The organism is Mesorhizobium sp. M4A.F.Ca.ET.022.05.2.1 (assembly GCF_003998845.1).
Taxonomy (GTDB): domain Bacteria; phylum Pseudomonadota; class Alphaproteobacteria; order Rhizobiales; family Rhizobiaceae; genus Mesorhizobium.
In genome coordinates this window covers 21,648-28,449 of record NZ_RZOJ01000040.1, presented here as the reverse complement: position 1 = coordinate 28,449, position 6,802 = coordinate 21,648, and the positions used below count along the sequence as shown (strand labels likewise).

General features: G+C 59.9%; 6 protein-coding genes. All 6 read right to left on the bottom strand.

Translation table 11 applies throughout. The features are described 5' to 3' along the window. A partial coding sequence (locus EN745_RS07385; protein ID WP_145991990.1) for an acyl-CoA dehydrogenase family protein occupies positions 1 to 1,223 on the bottom strand: 1,223 nt, incomplete at its 3' end. 61 nt (positions 1,224 to 1,284) lie between these two features. After that, positions 1,285 to 1,761 (bottom strand): heme-binding protein, encoded by a 477-nt coding sequence (locus EN745_RS07380; RefSeq protein WP_189362986.1) that lies wholly within the window; start codon positions 1,759 to 1,761, stop codon positions 1,285 to 1,287. Positions 1,762 to 1,942: 181 nt separating this feature from the next. After that, a complete protein-coding gene (locus tag EN745_RS07375; RefSeq protein WP_127420896.1) occupies positions 1,943 to 3,553 on the bottom strand; it encodes a GMC family oxidoreductase N-terminal domain-containing protein in 1,611 nt (536 codons plus the stop codon). Between the two features lie 68 nt (positions 3,554 to 3,621). Further along, on the bottom strand, positions 3,622 to 4,506 hold the full coding sequence (locus EN745_RS07370) for a carbohydrate ABC transporter permease (protein ID WP_127420895.1): 885 nt from the start codon (positions 4,504 to 4,506) through the stop codon (positions 3,622 to 3,624). Beyond that, the gene (locus EN745_RS07365) at positions 4,493 to 5,437 is read right to left on the bottom strand and encodes a sugar ABC transporter permease (protein ID WP_245487661.1); all 945 of its coding nucleotides are present in this window, start codon (positions 5,435 to 5,437) and stop codon (positions 4,493 to 4,495) included. The genes EN745_RS07370 and EN745_RS07365 overlap by 14 nt, the downstream gene beginning before the upstream one ends. Positions 5,438 to 5,545: 108 nt before the next feature. After that, positions 5,546 to 6,763 (bottom strand): ABC transporter substrate-binding protein, encoded by a 1,218-nt coding sequence (locus tag EN745_RS07360; protein WP_189362985.1) that lies wholly within the window; start codon positions 6,761 to 6,763, stop codon positions 5,546 to 5,548. Positions 6,764 to 6,802 lie beyond the last annotated feature (39 nt).

The window sequence follows — 6,802 nt, the reverse complement described above, 5'->3', positions numbered from 1 at the left end:
GCCCAGGTCTTGCGCTCGCTCTCGGCAAGCCGACGACCATATTTCGCTTTGGGGTGATATTCCCGCGACAGTTCGGTCTTGGCGACGGTCTTCATGATCATGCTTTCACGCGTATGAAGCGTGGCGACGCGTCCATCGCGCATCAGCCGCGGGATTGAGCTCCACCGGAAGACCGCTCTCGTGCCGACGATTTCGAAGGCCTTGGTCGAAACCAAACCCACCGTCGTCTTGGCCATATGCAGGCCCATGAGAGTGGCGTGCGAGGCCTCGCCCCACATCTTCTGATCGTAGAGATGTTGCGCGTACCAAAGTTGCGAACGAGTCGCAGCGATCGCCGAGGCCATCTCGCCGAGCGAGTACATATTGGTGTCGTCCTGCTGCAGGAACGCTCTTGCCGCGACCGCATCGCGGACTTCCTCGTAGATGCCCTGCGCCGAACCGAGCGAATGCGCGGCATAGGCAAGCTCGAAGGTGTAGGGATGGCTCTGGTTGAAATCACCCGGCTCGCCAAGAACGTTCTTCCACGGAATGAAGACGTTGGTAAACTTGGCACCGCCCGACAGGGATGCGCGGATGCCGATGGCTTCTTCCCAGCCGGCCACGAACTCGACGCCGGGATTGGGCAACTCGATGACGAAGACGCTCGCACCGATGTCAGGATCATCTGTCCCGGGGGCCAATGCCCAAAACAGCAGGTACTTCGAGGCCGCACCACCGCTGGTGAAACCCTTGAAGCCGTTTGCAAGGAAACCGCCCTCGGTGGGCGTCAAATCCGAGGCGAACGAGATCTTGCCGTCCTTGTGCGGCACCACCTGGGAGCGACCCGGCTGAACCTCGCTTCCGACCGAGGCCACCCCCGCTCCGTTTTTGGCCACATCGCCCAAGATGCGCCGCTTCTGCTCCTCATTGCCGAGCGCAGCGACCAGCCCAAAGCAGTGATACTGGTTCTGGATGATCCAGCCAGTGCTGCCGCAGGCCGAGGCGAATATCTCGACCACGGCGTGGCAGACGTTGCTGAAGCCAGCATCCTCGTTGGCGTAGCCGCCATACTCCTTCGGCACGCCAAGCTTCAGAAAGCCGCCGTCGATGATGTCTTGCCAGTTCTCCTGCGGCCAGCCGCCCGCCTCGTCGACCTGCCTCGCGCGTCGGGCGAAGACCTCCTTCAGGGCTCTGGCCTTTTCGATCCACTGGGCGTCTTCGGGGCTGGTCTTGAACGGATACATTCCATTCCTTCCTTCTCATTGGGCGACGGCAAACGCTACTGCATGCAGTATGCAATCTGGGTCACCTCCCGTCAATGGCCTTTCGGTATGTTTCGATGGCACGAATGACCAGCCGATGGTCGTCGACGGAAGCGAGGCCGGCACAACCAATGGCGCCGACCATGACGGTCCCAACGCAGATCGGGACCGCGCCCCCGCAAAGCACGTAGCGGCTGGGATCGAGCGCCCGCTGAGTGCCGAAGTCCGATTCCAGTCTGGCTTGCAGCTCAAGCTGGATCGAGGCCTTGGCAAAACGTCTTACTGCGGCGAATTTCCTTTCAATCCAATGCTGATAGTCGGCGCTGGTGCCAGGCAGCGCTGCACGGAAGATCACCTGTTCGCCGAGGTCGACGCCGACCGCCACGCGCAGCCCTTCGTCTTCCGCCAGGCCGAGGAGCATCTTGCCAATACCGAGCGCGTCAGCCTGGCTGAACGCCGAGAAAGCATGCCTCTCTGTCTCTCGTTGAATTTCCTCGATCTGGTCTCGAATTTCCTGCATGGGTCTAATCCCTTTAAGCCTAGCGTTGTATGCAGAAGGTTTTTGCATGAGCGGCGCAAACAGGAGCCACGCGCCGCCTTTCGCGACGCGATTCTCCTTACATTATCAGCACCTTGGCGCCCTTTTCGGCTTACAACATTAGGCTCCGACGGGCGGCCGATCCGGCGCGAATCGCATGCACTTACTTTTCGCCCAGAATCATTGCCGCAGCCTTTTCACCGATCATCATCGTGGGCGCGTTGGTATTTCCCGAGGTCACCACAGGCATCACCGAAGCATCGGCCACTCTCAGCCCCGCTAGGCCGCGCACGCGCAACGCGGGGTCGACAACCGACATGTCGTCGGTACCCATCCTGCAGGTGCCGGATGGATGATACTCATTCAACAGGTTGCGGCGGTTATAGGCCTGGATGTCACGGTCGGACTGGACGTGCAGGCCCGGGTCGAGCTCTTCCCCGGTGAAGTCGCGGAAGGCTTCCTGGGCATTGATTTCACGCGCCAGCCGCAGGCCTTCGGTCAGGACCTGGACGTCAGCCGGATCAGTAAGAAGGTTGTGCTGAATCCTCGGCGCGATGAAGGGGTCGCCAGATTGCAGCAGGAGGCGGCCCCGCGACTTCGGCCGCATAAGGCCAAACTGCAGTGTGTAGGCGTTGAATGTTGCGATCTCGCCCTTGGGAGATTTCAGGTCGCGGCTCACAGGATAGAATTGGACCTGCAGGTTCGGTCGCTCCTCGGCAGGGTTGCTGCATAGGAATGCTTGAGCCGACATCGGAAAGACGGCTATCGGGCCTGTACGCCTGAAAGCGTATTCGGCCGCCGCCTTGAGGCCACGGACAGGATGCTTCAAGGAGTAGTATGTCAGGGGCTTGGTGCAGACGAACTGCGCAAGACTCCCGCAGTGGTCCTGAAGGTTCTCGCCCACGCCTGGAAGGTCCAGGATCGGATCGACGCCGGCAGCACGCAATTGCTCGGCGGGGCCGATTCCCGACAGCATCAGGAGATGGGGAGACATATAGGCCCCGGCAGACAGTATTGTCTCAGCGGCGGCAGCCGAATGCTCGACGCCCTTGAGGGCGTAGCGCACTCCAGTACAGCGCGATCCTTGCAGGAGGAGGCCGGTGACATGGGCAGTCGTGACCACGGTCAGGTTCTTGCGGTGGCGGATCGGCCGCAAATAGCCTTGCGCGGCCGAACACCGAACGCCGCGCTTCTTGTCGATGTTGTACTGGACCCAGTCGAAGCCCTCGTGGTTTCCGGTGTTGTAGTCCTCGACCACCGGCATGCCCATCTGCCGCCCGGCCTCGAGGAAGGCCTCGAACAAAGGCGTACGGTAGTTGCCGTAGCTTACGGTTATCGGCCCAAATGAGCCACGGTCCTGGGAGGGCGGGCCCTGCCAAGTCTCCATGCGTTTGAAGTAAGGCAAGACACCATTCCAGTCCCAGCCCGTGGCGCCTGCCCGTTGCCAGTCGTTGAAATCCTCGGCATGTCCCCGGACAAAGATCATGCCGTTGATCGCCGACGATCCGCCGAGGACCTTGCCGCGCGGAAGCTTGATGCGCCGGTTGTCGACGCCTGGCTCCGGCTCGCTCGTCAGCCGCCAATCCAGATGACCGCCCACAGTATAGTTGACCCCAATGGGTATACGGATCAGGGGATTCCAGTCCCTGGGCCCGGCTTCCAGCAGCAGCACTTTGACTGCCGGATCGGCGCTCAGTCGGTTTGCCAGCACACAGCCGGCCGATCCCGCACCGACAACGATAAAATCAAAAATTCCAGTCACGACATTTCTCACGGCAAGCAGATCTGTTGTCCGGCGGCTTCAAGTTCATGATGGTCGTTCTCGAAATCGTCAGGCCCGGCTCAACCCTTGACGGATCCCGCGACCAGCCCACGCAGGAAATAGCGGCCGGCAAAGACGTAGACCAAAAGGGTTGGCAGAGCGGTCAAGAACACCGCCGCCATATTGACGTTGTATTCTTTCGTTCCGGTGGTTGAAGCCACCATGTTGTAAAGGCCGACGGTGACGGGCGAGGTGAGGCCCGAGGTGTAGGTGGTGGCCAAAAGATAGTCGTTCCAGATGTGGGTGAATTGCCAGATGACCGACACCACCACCGTTGGGATGGCGATGGGAAGCACGATGCGACGGAAAATCTGCAGAAACCTGGCGCCATCCATGCGGGCTGCATCGACGATCTCGTGCGGCACAGTGACGAAGAAGTTGCGAAAGAACAAAGTCGTGAAGGCAATGCCATAGATCACATGAACCAGGATAAGACCCACGACGCTGTTGGCGATCCCAAGCGAACCCATCACATAGGCCAATGGGATGAGCACTATCTGCAGCGGAATGAAGACGCCAAACAGGAGAAATGCGAAGACCCAATTGTGGCCCGGGAACTTGAAATGCGTGAGGGCGAAGCCGTTAACCGCCCCGATGGGGGTCGACAGCAGCACAGCCGGCACGACCATCATCATCGAGTTCACGAAATATGGTGCCAGTCCGTTGCAACTTGTTCCTATGCAGGCGCTGAACATGGCCTGGTACCATGGCTGCATCGTCGGAGCGGCGGGAAAGTCGATGATTGTGCCGGAGCGCAATTCCTCCAGCGACTTCAGCGAAGTCAGCACCACGACAAGAAGCGGAAAGACATAAATTGCAGCCATGAACAGAAGCGCGCCATAGATGACGACCCGCGTGACCCTGTGCGCCAGGCCGGTTCCCAGCACCACTTCATGCGTGCTCATCGGAAGCCTTCCTGGTTGAGGTGTAAAGATAGGGCACGACGATCGCCAGGATCGTCATGAAGATCATCACGGCGCTCGCCGCCCCGACGCCAAGCTGCGAGCGTTCGAAAGTCTGCTTGTACATGAAGGTCGCCGGCAACTGCGTGCTGTTCGCGGGCCCACCGTTGGTCAGGGCGACGAGAAGGTCGAAGGTTCGCAGCGCCTGCTGGACCAGCACCACCGCCACGGTCACAAAGGTCGGGCCAAGAAGCGGGATGATGATGCGGCGATAGATCGAGGGGCCACCTGCCCCATCCAGTCGCGCGGCCTTTATCAGATCGTCGTCTACCCCGCGCAACCCAGCAAGGAACAGAGCCATGACAAAGCCGGATGCCTGCCATACACCCGCCATCACGACGGTGTAGAGGGCAAAGCGCGGGTTGACCAACCAGTCGAACCGGAAATCCTCCCACCCCCAATTTCGCATGACATGTTCTATGCCAAGGCCAGGATTGAGGATCCACTTCCACGCCGTTCCTGTGACGATGAACGAAAGCGCCATCGGGTAAAGGTAGATGAGCCGCAAGGCCCCTTCCGCCCTTATCTTCTGGTCGAGAAGTATGGCCAGGAACAGACCTACCACGGTCGTCAGGACGATGTACAAAAATGTGAAAACGACGATGTTCTTCGCCGATTGCACCCAGATCGGGTTGGACCACAAACTGTAGTACTGCCGCAGCCCGACCCAATGATAGTCCGGCAACATCCCTGAAGCGCTGAACGACATGTAGGCCGTCCAGAGCATGAAGCCATAAACGAATATCGAGGCTATCGCGACCGAAGGCGCGAGGGCAATCTGCGATGCGTATCGGCCGACGAACGTCCGCACACGCCCGGGTTCCAAAGACGGGCGCGCTGTCCAAATTTCGGACTTCACCGATAGCATTTCCATTCGCTTTGCCGCCAACCGATGAGGAAGTTTCGTCCGTGGTCTATAACCATGCCGCGGTTGGCTCCGTGAGGCGACCAACCGCGGCACGACCGCTTGGGAGCGTCTCGATTATTCAGAGATCGTCTTCAGTCCGTTCACGAGTTGCTCGACTGCGGCCTTCGAGGTCATCGAAGGCTGCTCGAAGAAGGTCGAAACCACGTCCATGAAAATGCCGCTCTTTGCCGGGCTCCACGCCTCGAAATGCGAGATGGCCGGGAATGCCTGGCCATGAGAGGCTGCATCCACCTGGGCCTTGTAAGAAGCCTGCGCGCAAAAATCGAGCGCAGCGGAGTCGACGTCGGTACGTGCCGGCGTGGCTCCCTTCTTCAGGTTGAACCCTAACTGGACCTTGGGATCGAACGTGGTCTCGGCCAACGCATCCTGTGCGGCTTCGATCGAGGTGTCCTTGCTTTTGAAGAAGACGAACGCGGTGGAGACGCTGAGATAGGTCTGGGCATTGCCGGGAGGCGGCGCGCAGCCATAGTCGACGTTTGGCTTCAGATTTGCCAGCACCATCTCGCCTTTGACGTAGTCGCCAAGAACCTGCATGCCGGCCTCACCGCTCATAACCATCTTGGCGGCGATGTTCCAGTCGCGGCCCGGGTAGTTCGGGTCGACGTACTTGTTCATATTGCGGAATTCATCGAAGACCTTGATCATCGTGTCGCTCTTGAGCGCTTCTTCGTTCTGTTCCACGATCGCCTTGCGGTAGAAGTCGGGGCCCCCGACAGCCACCAGCACCGTTTCGAAGAGGGTGGCCTCCTGCCAGTTGACACCGCCGATCGCCAACGGGATCACGCCGGCAGCCTTGAGCTTGTCGGCCACCGCGTGGAATTCATCGAGCGTGGTCGGCGGCTGGAGACCGAGTTTGTCGAACACCTTCTTGTTGTACCAAAGCCAGTTTGTGCGCTCCACGGTGGTCGGCACGCCATAATACGAGCCGTTGAGCTTCAGATGGGGAATGAGACCCTTTGACATCACCTCATCCCAATTGGCCTTGGTGGCGATTGCCGACAGATCAACGAGCGCGCCCTGGTCAACCCACTGCTTGACCTCGTTTGAGTGCATCAGCACCGCGTTCGGCGGCGAGCCGGCCGTAACGCGAGAGCGCAGCACCTGGTTGAGCGTGTCGGTTCCCGTCGCGGGCAGGTCGACCCAGCCATATCCCTTGGCAGTGAACGCATCCTTGATGACGCCGATGGCCGCGGCCTCCGAGCCTGCGGTGAAGAAATGCAGCACCTCCAGCTTCTTTTCCTCCGCGACGCTTGCTGTCGCGGCGGCGAACAACACCGTTGCGCCCAGAAGCGCACGCACCATGAAACTCTG